The sequence below is a fragment of the Candidatus Sororendozoicomonas aggregata genome (assembly GCF_031528575.1).
In the GTDB taxonomy this organism is placed as follows: domain Bacteria; phylum Pseudomonadota; class Gammaproteobacteria; order Pseudomonadales; family Endozoicomonadaceae; genus Endonucleibacter; species Endonucleibacter aggregata.
The window spans coordinates 1-1,145 of record NZ_JAVLSP010000197.1 but is presented as its reverse complement, the minus strand read 5'-3'; the positions used below and the strand labels follow the sequence as shown (position 1 = coordinate 1,145).

Below are 1,145 nucleotides of genomic sequence, written 5' to 3'. Positions count from 1 at the left end.
AAGCAGTCTTAAAAGTCTGCCCGTAGCGAGGACCGCGAGAAATGGCGGATAAAAAGTCGCTTTTGTGAGGAGAATAGTGGGACTATTTGACGAACAAAAGCGACTTTTTAGGCCCATTTATCGTAGCCGCAGTAAGAGCATGACTTTTAAGACCGTTTCTTATTATAAGCGCGTAACGCTATGCGTTGTTAATAATTGAATTAGCCTTGTGGATTTGTCTGGAAATAATACTAACGTAACGTTCTATTCCCACTGCAATAGAATTGACATGGATTTCCCGTTTGTATTGTTTCCTCAGTCAGTGCGCTGAGCCTTCATAACGGAATTTGGGCAACTCCAGTTTAAACTGCACTGCCAGCATTCGTAGAGTAAAACCAGTGACCAACGTGATAAGGACAACGATCAGTTGGCTGAGGCCAACGGTGAGCAGGCAGAAATAGAGGGCACCAGCCACGAGGGATACACTGGCATAGAGTTCCTGCTTAAAGACCAGGGGAACGTCATTACAGAGGATGTCGCGCAAAACACCGCCAAATACACCGGTCATTACTGCCATAATGCTGGCAATAACATAGCCATGACCGAGATCCAGGGTTTTCTGGGCACCAATAATACTGAAGGTAATAAGGCCCGCGGCATCCAGAAGGATAAACAGCTTCATCACCTTTTTACCCATGTATTGACTGATAAGCATCGTTATCAGGGCGGTAACCACTATGATTACCACATACTCGGGATGTGCCACCCAGGTGAGGGGATAACTGCCCAGTAACATATCACGCACCGAACCACCGCCAATGGCGGTAATACAGGCAATAAACACGACGCCAACAGGGTCCATATTTTTGCGACCCGCTGACAGCGCGCCACTCATGGCTTCAGCAGTGATAGCGATGATATATAAAACGGTCAGTAACACAGGATTCTCTCAAACAATGAACAGGCTCCTAGACTGAGCAAATAATTTGGCAAAAGGAGCGCGATGTTAACAGCTCCATCGTAGTTTTGCCCAGATGATTTTGCCGGTTTTTTGTTTATGGTGCTAGCCCGGATATTTCATAAACATGCTCCTGGCCTTGCTTGCTCCTTGCGGCTCTAAGGGAGTTTTGCTCAGTCGGCCGTACTCCCCGGTACGGCGCTCCTTC

Annotated in this window: 1 protein-coding gene; it reads right to left on the bottom strand. The window is 47.2% G+C overall.

Features of this window, described 5'->3' with window-relative positions:
- Positions 1-298: 298 nt before the first annotated feature.
- Positions 299-919, bottom strand: a complete 621-nt coding sequence (locus V4C51_RS17755) for a trimeric intracellular cation channel family protein (RefSeq protein ID WP_330927500.1) — start codon at positions 917-919, stop codon at positions 299-301.
- Between the last annotated feature and the right edge of the window lie 226 nt (positions 920-1,145).